This is a genomic window from Christiangramia qingdaonensis (genome assembly GCF_048381525.1).
GTDB lineage: Bacteria > Bacteroidota > Bacteroidia > Flavobacteriales > Flavobacteriaceae > Christiangramia.
Genome location: NZ_JBLWIM010000008.1, coordinates 168647 through 184349, shown reverse-complemented (window position 1 = coordinate 184349; position 15703 = coordinate 168647). Strand labels below are relative to the sequence as shown.

The 15703-nt window shown below is 37.1% G+C and carries 12 protein-coding genes; 5 read left to right on the top strand and 7 right to left on the bottom strand.

Annotated features, from left to right (window positions below):
* Positions 1-178 precede the first annotated feature (178 nt).
* Positions 179-775, bottom strand: coding sequence for an acyl carrier protein phosphodiesterase (locus ACNI3T_RS01565; protein ID WP_418226336.1), 597 nt, complete (start codon positions 773-775; stop codon positions 179-181).
* A 125-nt stretch (positions 776-900) separates the two neighbouring features.
* Here ACNI3T_RS01565 and glmM point away from each other — a divergent pair, with 125 nt between their 5' ends.
* Positions 901-2286: a phosphoglucosamine mutase gene (gene glmM / locus ACNI3T_RS01560; protein ID WP_418226335.1), complete on the top strand. Its 1386-nt coding sequence runs from the start codon at positions 901-903 to the stop codon at positions 2284-2286.
* Here the strand turns inward: glmM and ACNI3T_RS01555 are convergent.
* Positions 2283-3188, bottom strand: coding sequence for a lysophospholipid acyltransferase family protein (locus ACNI3T_RS01555; protein WP_418226334.1), 906 nt, complete (start codon positions 3186-3188; stop codon positions 2283-2285). The genes glmM and ACNI3T_RS01555 overlap by 4 nt on opposite strands.
* A 52-nt stretch (positions 3189-3240) precedes the next feature.
* Between ACNI3T_RS01555 and ACNI3T_RS01550 the strand changes: the two genes are divergently transcribed.
* Positions 3241-3894, top strand: a complete 654-nt coding sequence (locus ACNI3T_RS01550; RefSeq protein ID WP_418226333.1) for a rhomboid family intramembrane serine protease — start codon at positions 3241-3243, stop codon at positions 3892-3894.
* Between the two features lie 6 nt (positions 3895-3900).
* Here ACNI3T_RS01550 and ACNI3T_RS01545 read toward each other — a convergent pair whose 3' ends face one another.
* Positions 3901-5022 (bottom strand): redoxin domain-containing protein, encoded by a 1122-nt coding sequence (locus ACNI3T_RS01545; protein WP_418226332.1) that lies wholly within the window; start codon positions 5020-5022, stop codon positions 3901-3903.
* Positions 5023-5157: 135 nt separating this feature from the next.
* Here ACNI3T_RS01545 and ACNI3T_RS01540 point away from each other — a divergent pair, with 135 nt between their 5' ends.
* Entirely contained in the window at positions 5158-7521 is a 2364-nt protein-coding gene (locus tag ACNI3T_RS01540; protein WP_418226331.1) for a GAF domain-containing protein, read from the top strand.
* On the opposite strand, the gene ACNI3T_RS01535 is transcribed toward ACNI3T_RS01540, so the two are convergent.
* Positions 7513-8697 carry a Pycsar system effector family protein gene (locus tag ACNI3T_RS01535; RefSeq protein WP_322302421.1) on the bottom strand — a complete coding sequence of 395 codons (1185 nt, stop codon included), beginning with the start codon at positions 8695-8697 and terminating at the stop codon, positions 7513-7515. The two genes, ACNI3T_RS01540 and ACNI3T_RS01535, sit on opposite strands and share 9 nt — an antisense overlap.
* 56 nt (positions 8698-8753) lie before the next feature.
* Between ACNI3T_RS01535 and ACNI3T_RS01530 the strand changes: the two genes are divergently transcribed.
* On the top strand, positions 8754-12470 hold the full coding sequence (locus tag ACNI3T_RS01530; protein WP_418226330.1) for a metallophosphoesterase: 3717 nt from the start codon (positions 8754-8756) through the stop codon (positions 12468-12470).
* 64 nt (positions 12471-12534) lie between these two features.
* Here ACNI3T_RS01530 and ACNI3T_RS01525 read toward each other — a convergent pair whose 3' ends face one another.
* From ACNI3T_RS01525 to ACNI3T_RS01515, 3 genes are all read right to left on the bottom strand, one after another.
* The gene (locus tag ACNI3T_RS01525; RefSeq protein WP_418226329.1) at positions 12535-13410 is read right to left on the bottom strand and encodes a mechanosensitive ion channel family protein; all 876 of its coding nucleotides are present in this window, start codon (positions 13408-13410) and stop codon (positions 12535-12537) included.
* A 12-nt stretch (positions 13411-13422) separates the two neighbouring features.
* A complete protein-coding gene (locus tag ACNI3T_RS01520; RefSeq protein WP_322302424.1) occupies positions 13423-13920 on the bottom strand; it encodes a Dps family protein in 498 nt (165 codons plus the stop codon).
* Positions 13921-14015: 95 nt separating this feature from the next.
* Positions 14016-14336 (bottom strand): phosphoribosylpyrophosphate synthetase, encoded by a 321-nt coding sequence (locus ACNI3T_RS01515; RefSeq protein WP_418226328.1) that lies wholly within the window; start codon positions 14334-14336, stop codon positions 14016-14018.
* Positions 14337-14665: 329 nt separating this feature from the next.
* Between ACNI3T_RS01515 and ACNI3T_RS01510 the strand changes: the two genes are divergently transcribed.
* Positions 14666-15670 (top strand): LacI family DNA-binding transcriptional regulator, encoded by a 1005-nt coding sequence (locus ACNI3T_RS01510; RefSeq protein WP_418226327.1) that lies wholly within the window; start codon positions 14666-14668, stop codon positions 15668-15670.
* Positions 15671-15703: the final 33 nt, after the last annotated feature.

The following is a 15703-nucleotide window of genomic DNA, read 5'->3' as shown; positions in this document are numbered from 1 at the left end:
TATATTAATGGTGAATGGTACGTTATTGAAGGTGTAATGGTTTTAAGAAACAATGATACATGGTATGTTGAAAAAGGTAAAAACCTAAGGGAGGTTGAACTTATTAATGGAAGATGGAGATTCGTTAAATAAACAGTCAGTATCTAAAAAAATAAAGCCCGATATTATATCGGGCTTTTTATTTTTCAGAATTTATTTCTTCCAGCTTTTGATCTGAAAAGCGCTGTACATCCTTGAAAAATTGCCTAAACTCATTTTCAAATTCATCATAATGTAACTTTAGTTCATCTGTAGCCTGATCCATACCAGATTTTAGCTTCGTTCTTTTATTCATACCATTCAAAACACTTTGAATTCCATCTATGGAGGCATAACTCAAAAGCCAGTTTTGTTCGATCATATATGGCAGAAAATTCTTGACGTTAGAAGGAAGAACTTCGTAGTTTAGCTTCAGTAGCTCATAGAACTGTATGGTATATTCCTCCAATGGTATATCACAATAGTCTTTCCAGTTAGCTGCCAGGAAATGATCGTAAAAAATGTCTACGATGATGCCACTGTAGTGTCGGTATCTTTCAGACAGACGATGACTACTCTCCTTAAAAACTGGATGGGTATCAGTATAAAAGTCAATTGCACGATGTAGAATTATTCCCTTTTGAATTTGAGATCCATATTTTCGATATTTTTTTCCTTTGATGGAATCTGCCATAAAATTGCCGATCTTAACCAGGTCCTCGTCACCAGATAGATAAATATGTGCCAAAAAGTTCATGCGGGAATATACGAATTAAACAGGGTCAGGGTTAATATTTGTTAAGTTTTGGAAAGTACGGGGTGACACAATTATATTTGTTAAAATTTCTTACAGGTCCTATCAGGATCTATAAATAACTAATAATGACATTAATAAAATCAATTTCGGGGATTAGAGGAACTATCGGTGGAAAAACCGGTGATAATCTAACCCCCTTAGATACAGTGAAATTTGCCGCAGCTTATGGGACGTGGTTAAAAAATAACTCTACTAACAAGAACCTAAAGGTTGCAGTAGGAAGAGATGCGAGAATATCTGGAAAAATGATCCAGGAACTAACCATGAATACCCTGACTGGTCTGGGAATCGATGTGATCGATCTAGGCTTGTCTACCACTCCAACGGTTGAGGTTGCTGTTCCTCTGGAAAATGCTGATGGTGGAATCATACTTACTGCCAGCCATAATCCAAAACAATGGAACGCTTTAAAACTATTGAATAGTAAAGGAGAATTTCTTGATGGAGAAGCTGGAGCCAAGATTCTTGAAATAGCAGAAAGTGAAAATTTTGATTTTGCTGAAGTTGATGACCTTGGAGAGATCACAGTGATCGATGATTATATCGACAGGCATATTGAAGAGGTCCTGAAGCTTAAACTAGTTGATGCTGATAAGGTTTCTTCTGCGAAATTTAAAGTAGCTGTGGATGCAGTAAATTCTACAGGAGGAATTGCTATTCCAGCACTGCTGAAGAGAATGGGTGTAGAGGTAATCGAATTATACTGTGAACCAAATGGACATTTTCCACATAATCCAGAACCGTTAAAAGAGCATTTAACCGATATCTGTGACTTAATGAAAAAGGAGAAGGCAGATCTTGGGATCGTAGTAGATCCAGATGTAGATCGTCTTGCTTTTGTAGATGAAAACGGTGAAATGTTTGGTGAGGAATATACATTGGTCGCTTGCGCAGATTATGTTTTATCTAAAACTCCCGGAAACACTGTTAGTAACCTTAGCTCGTCCAGAGCTTTAAGAGATATTACAGAGAAACATGATGGAGAGTATAATGCTAGTGCAGTAGGTGAAGTGAACGTGGTTCAGCTTATGAAAGATTCAAACGCGATCATAGGTGGTGAAGGTAACGGCGGAATTATCTATCCAGAAGCACATTATGGTAGAGATAGCCTAGTGGGAACGGCCTTGTTTCTTACGTATCTTGCAGAAAAGAAGGAGTCGGTTTCTTCAATAAGAGCAAGTTATCCTTCTTATTATATGAGTAAGAATAAAATTCAGCTGACTCCAGATCTGGATGTTGATGGTGTTTTGAAGGCGGTTGAAAAAAGACACGCTTCAGAAGAAATTTCTACAGTAGACGGAGTAAAAATTGATTTTACGGAGAATTGGGTTCATTTAAGAAAATCCAATACAGAGCCAATTATCAGGATCTATACTGAAGCTAAATCTCAACAGGAAGCAGATGAGCTGGCGCAGAAGATGATATTTGAAATTGAGCAGATCATAGCTTAACTAACTCTGGTAGCTCCTTCTGGAACAGGTTCATTTCTATGTTTCCAGCGTTTATGGGTCCATAGATAGTATTCCGGCTTCTCTCGAATTTGTTTTTCGAGAAGTTCAAAAAACTTTTGAGTAATAAAATGCTCCGGTTCTTCCGGGGCATTTTCAGTTATAGTAACCAGCGTAGCTTCATAAAATCCTCTACCGGTTTTTTCTACATGTAGGTAGATGACATTTAGATCCAGACCACGAGCCAGTTTTTCAGAACCTTCAAAAACAGGAACAGAAATACCCATAAACTTCATCCATAGATTAGAACGCTGCAGTCTTGGAGATTGGTCGGCGATCATAGCATAATTACCTCGTAATCCTTCCCGCTCATTTTGAATAATTCTCTTCGTCGCTTTGTGAGTATTCACAAGCTCGCCACCAAGCTTACTACGAATCTTCCGAACCATATCATCAAAATACCTATTCCGTATCTTCTTATAAATTCCGAAGGATTTATATTTAAGTCCGTAGAGTTGTAGCGCGATAATCCATTCATAACTGGCATAATGTGCGCACATCAGGACAATGCTCTTGTTTCTGCTTTCAATATCTCTTAAAACTTCAAGATTAGTGAATTTGAAGCGCTTTTGAATTTCCTCATTACTTATAGAGATGCTTTTGATCATTTCCAGAAACATATCACACATATGCCTGTAGAAAACTTTTTCTATACGTTTCAATTCTTCGGAAGCCTTATCAGGAAACACCATTCTTAAATTCTTTTGAACAGTACTTCTGCGATAGCCTATGACTCTAAAAACCAGGAAGTAGATAAAGTCGGAGAATATATAGAAAATACGAAACGGAAGAATGGATATAAGCCAGAGTAGGGGGTAAACAAGCCAGAAAACTAATCCTTGCATAAAAAAACTTTCCGCAAATATATGGTATATTTGAAATTAAACTTTAGTAAAAATGGGAGAATTGAGCCTGGTCACGCTGGTGATCATAGCGGCAAATGCATTAATTTCTTTTAAAGGTTTTAGCGATGAGACCTTCTTCAACAAGTACAAATTCAGTACTTCAGATATTCAAAGAGGTTCTAAATTTCAAATATTCACATCGGGATTCCTGCATGTAGATACAAGCCACCTTTTTGTAAATATGCTAACACTCTATTTTTTTGCAAATGTAGTTATCTGGCAGTTAGGCTCTGTAGCTTTCCTCATTATCTATCTTGGGAGTCTATTGCTGGGAAATTTATTATCCTACTATTTCCATAAGAATGATCCGTATTATACTGCCGTAGGTGCCAGTGGCGCTGTAATGGGAATTTTATATTCTGCCATACTACTGCAACCAGACATGACGCTTGGTTTATTCTTTATCATACCTGTTCCCGCATATATCTTCGGAATAGGATATTTACTATATACTATTTATGGAATGAAGCGCAGGACAGATAATATTGGTCACGATGCACATTTTGGCGGTGCTACCGGAGGATATATTCTAACGATGATTCTGGCTCCCTGGGTGCTGGAAAGTCACTTGCTGATGGTTATATTATTAGCTGTGCCTATCATAATACTGTTCTTTCTTCAGAGAACCGGCTATTTATCTAAATAAGCAAAATTAATTCAGTAGTTCACCAATCTTTTCAGCTAAAGCATCACCACGAAGGTTCTTAGCTACTATGATACCGTCTTTATCAAGAATAAAGGTTGCCGGGATTGCTTTGATTCCGTATAACCTAGCTACGGGATCCTGCCAGAATTGAAGATTGGAAACATGGTCCCACTGTTCAAGTTTATCATCTTTGATAGCCTGTACCCATCGATCTTTCTGTCCTGGTCGGTCAAGACTTACACTAATGATGTTTAAGCCTTGATCTTTGTACTTGTTGTAAGTATTAACCAGGTTTGGATTTTCTACTCGACAAGGTTTACACCACGCTGCCCAGAAATCTACTACAGTAACCTGACCCATCCGATCAGAAAGTGCAAGCATTTCTCCATCTGGAGTAGGAGCTTCAAAATCTGGTGCCTTAGACCCCGTTTCAGCATTTTTCATCTTTTCTAACTCGCTCTTTAGATCTTTTGCCATATCAGTTTGCTTGATACGATCTGACACTTCACCGAACATATCGCGAACTTCCTTGGAGCTATGACTTTTTGAACTCAACATATCAGTAAGCAAGGTTACAGCAAGAAATGTATCTGTATTTCGGCTAAAAATCTCTTCTTTAGCTTTACGATCATTGTCTTTAAGCTCGGTTTCAGTTGCCTGAAGACTTTTTAGTTTTGCAGTATCCTTCTGTATCATTGCAGTTCTCGCTTCCTTCTGCATTTTCCCAATCTTCCGGTTCATTTCTTTCATGTGATCCAAATATTCGTAAAGCGCTTCATTTTCCTGTCCGCCGCTCACACGTGAGCTACGAATACTGTCTTTATTAATATTGAATTTTAGTTTTTCGTTTTCAGCAATAAATACAAGATTACCATTAACTCCTTCGATACGTAAAAAACTAAGTGCAGGTAGATCCATTTCTTCCATGTCCAACTCAAATTTCTCATCCTGAACAATGGCTGTATCTACTGCTTTTGGTGAACGAGTCTTTCCATCTAATTCTGAGATATAGATTTTTGTACCATTTTCAACACCTTTTACTTCACCGCTTAGGTAGTAACCTTTATCTTCTCCACATCCAGTTAATAGGAAAATTACGGAGCTGAATAAGAATAAGAATTTCTTCATTTTTTATGTCTATTTCTGCAAAAATAATGAACTCAGGCTTCATTCTAATGACGTTCTTATAAATAAATGTTAATTTCAAGGCGTTGCTCTTTCAAGGCTACATTTACATTTAATTTTACCTTAAATTATCAAGTTATGTTGCAGCAATTAAAAGATTTTCCATTCGATATACAGATCAGTTTTCATAAGGTGATCGAAGAGTATCAAAAGGAGCTTGATGAGATAGAAAGTGAGATTTCTAGGGAATACATGCAAAAAATGCTTGACCATGTAAGTCAGTTCCCGGAATTATCTGAAGGGTTTTCAGACCCAAAACTTTTAAAGAAATATCACGCCCCCATTAATATCTTGCTGGATGATCTGTTTCCGAACATATTGTCTAATAATGAGATCAAAGCTGCAGCAGTTCCCTTCCATAATATTCTCTTCAACGTTTCCAAACGACTGAAAGCTATATTGAATAATGCCGGAAAGGATTTCAATTTGAAGTTCAGGCATATGGACGAAGAGTTGATCTATATCTTTTCGAGTATACAGATATTGAAGTCCTATGGTTATAAAATAGATATTTCGAGACCTCTGTATTATGACATTCCAGATGAAGATGGCATAAAGCGTCATTACAGAATATCTATGAATGCCGACTTTGTTGATATTATTCGTAAAGATGAAGCGCCGGAAATTACTCAGAAAGATGTAGACATTTTATTGCAAAATGTGGATGATATCGATTTCTGGAAGGAAAAGATTCCTCCTCACAGCCATATTTTTAAAGGTTTTACCATCGTTAATCTGACCGATGTTACCATAGATGATGCTATTTCAGAATTAAAAACCACTTTGCTTTTCGAAGAAGTGAATGAAGAGGAGGAGTTGGCCAAACTTCAGGAGATATTCCGTTCAATTTATAATATATCAGACCTTCGGGTTGGATTTACCGTTTTCAATAAAAAAGAGATGGTATTTGAAAGAATGGATAATAAGGAGGCACAGAGCTTTATCCTTGACGAAGTTTTGATGAATGATTGTGAGTCGGGGATTTGTGAGAAAGGATTCAAAACCCTGATAGATGATAATGCTTATTTTACTATTTCCAATGTCGAGTCTTATGCGCGTAAATATGATAATTTACTATCTAAGAATCTCATTAAGAACGATGTGAAGAGCTGTCTCTTGGCTCCGGTTGCTAAGAATGGTAAGCTTCTGGGAATATTGGAACTGGCCTCGAGTAGGAAGAATGAGCTAAATAGTATTAATGCTATAAAGCTAGACGATATCCTGCCTTATATCGTGACTACGGTGGAGAGAAACCGGAACGATTTTGAAAACAGGATAAAAGCAGTAATTCAAAGTGAGTGTACCTCTATTCATCCAAGTGTTCTTTGGGTGTTCGAAAGAGAAGCCAAAAAGTTCATAAAGGATCTGGATAAGGATGGACTTGCTTCTTTCAAGGATATTACCTTTAAGGATGTCTTTCCATTGTATGGTCAAATAGATATTGTCGCATCTTCGGAAGCTAGGAATGATGCGATCAAACGTGACCTAATGGATCAGCTCGAGATCATAATGAATATTATTGATAAGGCTTATAAAATTGAAGAGCTTCCTATATACGACCAGGTTAAGTACCGTGTGTCAGATTTTAAAGAAGAATTACAGGATAGACTGAATGCCAGCAGTGAACAGAAGGTTTTTAATTTATTGAAGAAGGAGGTAAATCCTTTAATGAGCCATTTGAGAAAGCAATCTGAAGAAATCAAAGAGCTTGTTGAGGAATATACAAGCATGCTCAATCCTGAAACTGGACTGGTCTATAATCATCGTAAGAAATATGATGAGACGGTACAGCAAATAAACCGTACTATGTCCCGCTATATTGATAAAAGGCAGGTACAGGCTCAGAACATCTACCCACATTATTTTGAGAGATATAAGACGGATGGTGTAGACCACAATATGTATATAGGGGCATCAATGGCAAATAAAAGACCTTTCAACAAGGTTTACTTGTTTAATTTGAGATTGTGGCAATTGAGCACTATGTGCGAAATGGAGAACAGGTTTTATCAATTACAAGAAAGAACTCCAGTGATGCTCGAAGCAGCATCCCTGATTCTCGTTTTTAATAGTACGATGTCTATTAGATACAGAATGGATGAGAAAAAATTCGATGTAGATGGAACTTATAATGCGCGTTATGAGATCATTAAAAAACGTATCGATAAGGCATTTATAAAGGGTACAGAGGAACGCGTAACTCAAAAAGGGAAACTCACAATCGTATACTCTCAGGCAAGTGATGAGCGAGAATATTTACAATATATCAAATACCTTCAGGCTAAGAATTACTTTGGTGATAATGTTGAATTGTTAGATCTGGAAGATGTGCAGGGAGTGGTAGGACTTAAAGCTATAAGGGTGAACATATTATATTCACCCGATTCCAATCATCCAGAAAGAACGATCAATTATGAAGATTTAATGGAGGAATTACATTAAGTAAAAAGCCAGAATAAAGGCGATCACCGAAATAATTATTCCTAACATAAATACCGTATAAGTCATTCTTAGTAGAAAATACTTTCGATGTAGTACCTTACCTAAGAGGTGAAGATCTAGCATCAACATTTCGTATACATAATCTTTATCCTTGATCAACTGGTTCATACCCCATTTAAATTGATCAAAAGGCATCTTGTGGTAGTTTCCGAAGAATAAAAGATTCACATTCCGGTTCTTAACCTGTTCTTTAGTGAACTCTCCGGTTGTAACATTTGGCCGGGTAGAAAGGATTGAAAGAATTATTGATGCAACACTAAAAAGTACCAATACTAAACTTGGTATAAGTAAGTGTTTGTTGGACTCTGCTTCCAGTTTAGGGATTAGGTTGGCAAGTGCCAGTGAGATGATGATCGCATTTACCGAAAGCAATATGTTGGCTTTCGTATCGGCAATATCACTCAGTTTGATATGGTTTCGAAGAGTAACCCTGAATAGCGTCTGGATACTTCTCTCTGGGTTTTCATTCTTATATTTAGCCTTCATTCGGGCCTTATGCTCTTCTTTCTTTAATTTCTTTTCCTGCTTATTCTTGTCTTCTATAAGCTCCAGCAGATTTTCCTCCTTCTTTGGGTTCCATTCCTGCAAGGCATAATCTGTATAAAAAGTATGCTTTTCAGTAAAAACGTGGATATTCTCCTCGAGCCATTCGGAATTAGTGAAATTCTTGATATTATGCATTTCAAGTTCCTGCCTCAGGAATTCACTGGTTTCTTCAAAATACTCCTTACCAAAATGTGAGCTATCGGCATCACGTATTATTTTCTCACCAGGCGTTTTTGGAATATTGCTGAAATTGGTCACCAGAATATATTGCTTAACCAAATCTATAAGATCCTGTGTAGCGTTCTCCTTCAGAAGAAATTCCTCCGCGATCTCTGCACTCTTGTCTTCATGCCCTCTGTAAGTATGAATATAACCGGTATCATGAAGCCATGCAGCAAGGAGTAACGCCTCCTTGTCTTTAACATTAATTTCAGAATTCTCGATTAATTCTTTAGTACTTTTAACCACACGCTGAGTATGCTGGTAGTTATGATAAATAAAGGTGTTAGGTAACTTTTCTTTAAATAAATCTTCAACAAATTTTTCAGCTTTCTCAACGAGATTATTCATACATGAATTTTTTATTCCACGGACCAAATTACAAAAAATATTGACCACAGTTTTCTATGAAAAAAGTTAAACTTTTCGCCGGTATTCTTACCACTTTACTGGTCATTTCCTGTGCCAGCCTGGAGCCAAAATATAGGGATGGAGAACCAACCTCAGATTTTGGATATCCTTCTTCTAAAGAGATCGAAAAATCCTTTTACCTGCTGGGTGATGGTGGTTATTCACCCCCGGGAGGTTCTTCATTGGGTCTATTGGCATTTAAATCCTACCTGGATTCAGTAAAGAAAACGGAGAATATTTCCATTTTCCTAGGTGATAATATCTATCCTGACGGTATGCCTGCTGAAGGTTCTTCGGGAAGAGAAGAGGCTGAATATCGGTTAGACGCACAACTGGATGCGATCGAAAATTACGAGGGAAAAGTGGTTTTCATACCTGGAAATCATGACTGGTACAATGAAAAGCTGGAAGGTCTTGATAGACAGAAAGATTATTTGAAAGAGAGATTTGAAGATATTCTGGTATGGAGTCCGGAAATAGGTTGCGGAATGGAGTCTATCGAAGTTTCTGAGAATATCCAGATGATTGTCATAGATTCTCAATGGTATTTAGAAGATTGGAATGACAATCCAAGGATCAATGATAATTGTGAGCAGATTAAAACGCGGGAAGCAATGTTCCTGGAGGTAGAATCTGAGATTAAAAAGAATCAGAATAAAACTATTTTAATTGCTTTGCATCACCCGATATATACAAATGGTGTTCACGGTGGGCAGTATACATTCGACAGGCATATTTATCCTTCACAAAAGAAAATTCCTCTTCCAATTCTAGGGTCTTTAGCTACACTAATTAGAACAACTGGTGGTGTGTCGATACAGGATGCTCAGAACAATCGATATAAATCTCTGGCAACACGTTTGAGTACTATTGCACAAGGTTCTTCGCGAGTAATTTTTGCTTCGGGACACGAACATTCCCTACAATATATTGAGCATGATAGCGTAAAGCAAATTGTTTCAGGTTCCGGTTCAAAGGCTTCTTATGCAACATTGAGTAATGATGGATTATTTGCGTATCCCGGACAAGGATTTGCAGTACTCGATGTTTTTACGGATGGATCGTCCTGGGTAAGTTTCTACGGAAACCAGGAGAACAAACCTAAATTACTTTATCAAACCGAAGTTCTGGAAACTCCTGTACCATTCGAACTTCAGGATTATCCAGATGAATTTCCGAAAACTTATACAACCTCAATTTACACAGAAGAGGATACTGAGAAAAGTCCGGTTCATGAAACTGTCTGGGGTGAACGCTATCGAGAACTTTATGGTACTGAGATCACATTGAGAACTGCAGATCTGGATACACTATATGGTGGATTAGAAGTAGTTCGAGAAGGTGGTGGGCATCAAACCGTATCACTTAGAGTAAAAGATAGACAGGGACGGGAATACAATATTAGAAGAGTTCGAAAGGATGCACTAAGATTTCTTCAGAGTGTAGCCTTTAAAAATCAGCCGGTAGAGAATAAATTAGAGAATACGGTAGCAGAAAATTTACTTACAGATTTCTATACCGCCGCACATCCATTCGGATTTATGGCAATTCCAGCGCTTAGTGAAGCTGCTGGAGTTTTTCATACTAATCCGGAAATATTTTACCTGCCTAAGCAAGAAGCACTAGGAAAATACAATTCTGTACATGGTGATGATATTTATATGATTGTTGAAAGACCTGAAGAAGGTTGGAAAGGCTACGAATCTTTTGGAAGCCCAGATCATGATATTGTAAGTACAGCAGACATGCTTGAAAGACTGCGAAGAGATGAGAAATACTTACTGGATGAGTCTATATATGTTCGCTCGCGTTTATTTGACATGCTCATTGGTGATTGGGACAGGCATCAGGATCAATGGAGATGGGCAGAGATAGAAGAAGGTGATAAACACATATTTAAAGCTATTCCCAGGGATAGAGACCAGGTTTTTAGCAATTTTGACGGAGCATTTTTCGGAACATTAAGAGCGATCACAGGATTTGCTAATCAATTTGCTGTTTATGGAGACGATATTAAGGATGTAGAATGGTTTAATATCGCAGCAATGGGGCTGGATAGATCACTACTTCAAAATACCGGAAAAAATACCTGGATAGAACAGGCGGAGTACATTAGGGAAAACGTAACCGATGAAGCCATTCAGCAGGCATTTGCTAGTTTACCCGAGGAAACCACTGGTGAGGCTACTCAGGAACTTATAAAAAACGTTCAAGGGAGAAGAGATAATTTGGTTGATATCGCAAATAGATATTACGAAAAACTTGCGGATCTCGCGATTGTAACCGGGACAGATAAAGATGATTTCATAGATATTGAAAGGTTGATAGATGGAAATACGAGGGTGACCATTACACGCAATAAGGAAGGTGAAAGAGCCGAAATATTAAGCGATAAAGTCTATAAAAAAGACGAAACAAATGAAATCTGGGTTTATGGACTTGATGATGATGATAAAATTTTTGTAAAAGGCGAGGGGAAGGCAGCGATATTTGTAAGATTGATTGGAGGTCAGAACAATGATGAATACACAATTACAAATGGTTCAAAACTGAAGCTTTATGATCATCAATCACTACCGAATACTATAAATGAATTAGACAATGCTAAACTTAGGCTAACAGATAATTACGAGATCAACACGTATGATAAGGATAAGAAGACCTTCGCGTCAGGATCCATCTTACCTGATTTTAGCTATAATCCAGATGATGCTTTTAATTTTCAGCTAGAATATGTGAAGGCCATCAATAGATTTAAGCGAAATCCTTTTACCTCTCAGCATACTGTTTCTGCGGAATACCATTCAGCAACGAATGGCTTTGAGTTAGGTTATGAAGCGGAGTTTGCTAATATCGTTGGAAAATATAATCTACAATTAGGAGCTAATTTCCAAAGTCCAGATTATTCAGATAACTTCTTTGGCTTCGGAAATGATACCGAGAATCCTGAAGATGAATTAGGAATGGATTATAACCGAGTAGGAATTAATGAGATTTCAGCAAAAGCAGCATTAGTCAATAAGACTCCTTTTGGTAGCTTTTTTGGATTCACAGCAACTTTTGAGTCTATTGAAGTAACCGAAAACGATAATCGTTATTTAACTGAAGTATTCACCAATACAGAAGAAGATATTTTTCAGAGAAAACATTTTGCGGGTCTTGATGCAATGTATCGATATGAAAGTTATGACGATGTTCAGGTTCCTACTAGAGGGATGCTCTTCGAGCTGAACCTAGGTGCTAAACTTAATACTGCAGATGTTGATCGCCAATTTGGTTATTTCAAACCGTATATGGGTTTCTATAATGCACTTACCCGGGATAGAAAGCTTGTTTTGAAGACAAGGGCGGAAGCTCATATTAATATGGGTAATGAATTCGAATTTTTTCAATCGGCACAATTAGGTGCGAACAGCGGACTAAGAGGTTATAGATTTGAGAGGTATTCAGGGAAGAGTTCCTTTGGTACTGGTGCAGATCTTAGGTATTCGTTCGATATGGTATCTACGAACTTTCTGCCTTTCCAGCTCGGGATCTATGGAGGTTACGATCTAGGTAGGGTATGGGTGGATGATCAGTCCAGTAACCAGTGGCACGATAGTTATGGTGGAGGATTATGGATTAATAGCGCAGATGCCATACAAGCTAGAGCCAGTGTTTTTGCCGGAAGCGAAGGCCCAAGATTACAATTTAGCCTGGGATTAAAGTTCTAAGTTCGAATCAAGAGCAAAAAAACCGGCTGTATAGCCGGTTTTTTTTATTTATCAAATATCAAATTTAATCCTTATTGACTGATAGTTTATTCGTAAAATCGATCGTTCTAATTGGGAATGGAATATTGATTCCTTTAGCATCGTAAGCTTTCTTAATAGCAATAATCGCCGTGTTCTGAGCAATAAGAATATCTCTATTCTTCGTAACATCTGTCCAGAATCTCAAGACGTAATTAATCGAGCTATCACCAAATTCCTGAAACATCAATTCAACTTCTTCATTGCCCCTTTGCGGAAAAATATCCTCGATAGTTTCAATAGTTAAGTCTCTTACCATTTCTAAATCTGAAGAATATCCAACTCCACAATTCACAAATACTCTAGAACGAGCTGTGCGAGAATAGTTTTTAAACGGCTCTTCAATGATCTTTCCATTTGGAATGATTACATAATTATTATCTGATTGCTTAATGACAATATTCCTGAGATTGATCTCCATAACCGAACCTGCATATCCATTAGTTTCCACCCAGTCACCAATCTGTAATTCCGGCAGAAAACTTAGTATCAAGCCCGAAAACGTATTGTTTAAAGTACCTTGCAAAGCGAGACCAATAGCTAAACCAACAACTCCTGCCGCTCCTAGAACTGAAGTAAGGACGGTATCTAGGTTTAGAAGTCCTAAAGCAATAAAAAAGCCAATCAGGATTACAATTGCTTTGATCACTTTCGTGGCCATCTGGCGTATGGAATCCTGTTTGATACTTCTGGCGAAGATCTTATCGAATATTTTACCGACATACTTCGCGAGAAAAACAAATATGATAAAAACTACCACCGCGAGAAGGAAGTTTGGAAGACCAAGAATAATGGTATCCAGCCATCCCTCTAATTTATCCCAAATACCTTTAACTGAATCCTGAAGATTAAATTCCTGCATACTTTAAGTTGCTTATTTCTTAACTGGTTTATGCTGATCTGAAGTTTTCATTTTCCAAGCATCTAACATCCAGCTAGTTTTTTCTAACTCTCTAATATAAGCACCGATTAGATCAATTGTACCTTCATCTCCAGATTTATCAGCAATTTCCACCACTTTTCTCATTTGTTTAAGCAATAGTCCGTGATCTTCGAGTAAAATTTCGATCATTTTGCTATCGGAAATATCACTAGGAGATTCTTTTAAATTAGAGTCTTTAAGATATTCACTCATGTTACTGGTAGGCTGATATCTTAAAGTAAGAATACGCTCAGCTATTTCATCAACTTTGAGCTTAGCTTCGTCATACAGTTCTTCGAATTTTTCATGTAGATCGAAAAAGTTTTTTCCAATTACATTCCAATGAAAATTTCTAAGTTTCTGATAGTATAGATGATAGTCGGCTAACAATATATTCAATTCAGTAACCGTTTTTGCAGTCTTCTCTTTATCTAATCCTAAATAATTCATAGTTTTTATTTATAGTTTTTTAATGTTCAATTCAAAAATATAATGATCATGCCTAAACCCAAATTATAATCGGTGGTTTAGTAGAATTTTAACCATTAATCTATAGGTCTGTGATCCTTCAGATCCAGTTTCTTCATCATTTCCTTAGAAATCTGTCCGCTGGAAATCCCATATCCGTCAGTAAGAATACCTTTTTGTCCATTAGTAGTGGTGATAGCATATAGAATCGAATTATCGTCAGGATTACTCATTCCTTCGAAGCGCAGGACTTTATCTACTTCAAATTCTTCAACACCGAAGGTTGCATTTTCTGACTTCAGTTCGATCTTTTCATCGAGTAGGTTAAAATCATGCTTGTAACCCTCTTCGAGTTTTAGTTTGTTTATAGCTTGAGATAATGTTCCGTAATCTTTCATGGTTGTTTAATTTTAGTGAATGTAAATTACGACGATAGCAGATTATGAACAAGAGCTTTGGCGTGTTTAGGATAAGTTTAACTGAGTGTTTATAAGGGTTTTCGGCATGATCATCAGTAATTTGATGATACATGTTCTTTAGATTTAAGAACTAAATATCTCTAAGTCATTAATGGTCGTAAGAAACAGGATGTAAGATAGAAAAGGAAACAATTCGTTCAAAAAGGGATAACTACAAAACCGTAATTTATTCTTTTCTTTGCAAATTGGCATTTGAAGGCAGGCAATTCCGCAGCAATTATTGAATTAATTTATTTCAACAGTTTATTATGAAGAGTAAAATAACCTTAAAAGAGCTTTCAAAATTACTTAATGTGAGTGTTTCTACGGTTTCAAAAGCACTTCATGATAGTCCGGAAATTAGTCCTAAAACAGCCGAAAGGGTAAAGGAATTAGCAAAGCTTCATAACTACCGTCCAAATCCGGTCGCAGTAAATTTGAAAAAAAGTAAGACAGGAACTATTGGTGTTGTGATTCCAAACATATCCAACAGCTTTTTTGCCAGGGTTCTTTCTGGAATAGAAGCTCAGGCGCAGCAACATGATCAGCAGATAATCACTTATATTTCCAATGAGTCATTAGATCGCGAAAGGCAAATTTGTGATCTTCTGACTTCCGGAATGGTTGACGGAGTTTTAATTGCAGTTTCAGAGGAAACACAAAAAAAGGCAGAATATGATCATCTGTTTGCCCTTTTAGATTATGATATTCCGGTAGTTGTCTACGACCGAATCAACCTGGATTTGCCTGCAGATAAAGTGGGCGTGGATGATGAAAAGAGTTTTTATGACGCTACGAAATTCTTTAGAGCGAAAGGTTTGGAGCGAATTGGGATTGCTTCAGCCATACACCATGTTGGAATTGGAAAGCTAAGGATATCTGGTTACCAGAAGGCGATGGACGAATTGGCTGTATTCACAGCACGAAGCAGTAGTGAGGGAACTTTAAAAGCTAAAATAGAAAAGCTCTTAGTTACAGAGAAAGTAGAAGCTTTACTTTGTACAGATTTTGAAAGCGCGATTATCGCGACGAGAGTGGCTTACGAACAAAATATCAAAATACCTGAAGATTTAAAGATCATTGGGTATATAAATAAAGACATCGCAGAATATCTTACACCATCACTTAGCTATATCGAACAACATCCTTCAGAGCTGGGAATAAAGGCTGTAGAAGTCCTCAATCAGAGAATTTCTGGAGATATCGCTGCAGGTAAATTTGAAGAGAAAATAATAGCTACTACTATGGTTCATTTGGAATCGAGTAAGTTTTAGGAAAATTTATTTAAATTTCCTTTAACAATACTT